The organism is Aliivibrio finisterrensis (assembly GCF_008933155.1).
In the GTDB taxonomy this organism is placed as follows: Bacteria; Pseudomonadota; Gammaproteobacteria; order Enterobacterales; family Vibrionaceae; genus Aliivibrio; species Aliivibrio finisterrensis.
Window position 1 is genome coordinate 1 of record NZ_WBVP01000060.1, and the last position, 1,254, is coordinate 1,254.

Annotated in this window: 1 protein-coding gene; it reads right to left on the reverse strand. The window is 40.0% G+C overall.

All coding sequences use genetic code 11. The annotated features are described in order from the left end of the window. Nucleotides 1-29: 29 nt before the first annotated feature. A protein-coding gene (locus F8B77_RS17250; RefSeq protein WP_151656893.1) for an IS3 family transposase occupies nt 30-1,186 on the reverse strand; the annotation gives its coding sequence in 2 pieces (ribosomal slippage) (nt 30-925 and nt 925-1,186; 1,158 coding nt in all). Between the last annotated feature and the right edge of the window lie 68 nt (nt 1,187-1,254).

The window sequence follows — 1,254 nt, forward strand, 5'->3', positions numbered from 1 at the left end:
TGTAATGGTCCAGTTTTTTTGGAGACTTTCTAAGCCACTTTTTGTTTTTTCTGATACATTTCGTGCGGCGTTAAATACCCGATTGAGCTATGACGTCGCTTGTAATTGTAAAATCTAATGTAGCGCTCTGTCTCAACAACCACCGATTGATGGTTGATAAACTTGAGATAATTTAATCGCTCTGACTTTAGTGAGCGGAAGAAACGCTCCATGACTGCATTGTCCCAGCAATTACCTCGGCGACTCATACTCTGGGTTATACCTAACGTCTTTAATCGGTTCCTATATGCATGAGAACTAAAATGGCAGCCCTGATCAGAATGAACCATTAAACTCCCTGTCTTCGGGGATTTTTTCATTATGGCATCATCTAACGCTGCTAGCGTTAGATGAGTATCTGGTGATTGAGATAGTGCATACCCAACCACTTCCTTTGTCGCAAGATCTAATACACAAGCAAGATAGCTCCACCCTTGATGAGAGCGTATATAAGTAACATCCGTAACCCATTGAGTATTGTGCTCTGATGGATAGAACTGTCGCTTTAGTAAATTTGGTGCATAAATAACCTCTAAACCAGAATTAGGATAATAATGTTTCTTCTTAGGGAACCTAACTACGATACCTAAACTTTTCATTAACTTAGAAACCCTAGATAGACTAATGGAAATACCAAAGGCCTTTAATTCGTTATGTATCCTACGCTTACCATAGGTATAACCTGAATCATGTGCAATTTTCTTTATCTTACTAACTAAGGACTCGTCACTGGCTCTAGAAACCTTGCGGGAATAAAAACTACTGCTCGAGACCGAAAGAATACGGCATAACTCAGTAATCGTAAAATGTGGAAACGCCTTCTTCAATTGCCTGGCAGTTTTCAGCCTTAATGGTCTTGGATGAACAAGGCGCTCGCTTTTTTTAATATATCAATGTCCCGCTTTGCTCTAGCTAATTGTTTTTCAAGCTCTTGAATACGCCGTTGCTCTGAGGTAAACGCTGTTGTATTTTGTGGCGTAATACCAAGCATTTCTTGCTTGTATTGTCGCTTCCACCGAACAACTGCTGATGAACAAGCCCCTGATATCTCTTGTATCTGTTGGTTTGTATAACCATCTTCTACCATCATTTTGGCATACTCTAGTTTTTGCTGTTCAGTGGGTGTAACTCGCTCTTTTCGTGGCATGGATTATTCCTCATAAATTAACGTCATTATAAGGCTTAGTTACCCTCCAAAGTAAAGGTACCACTACA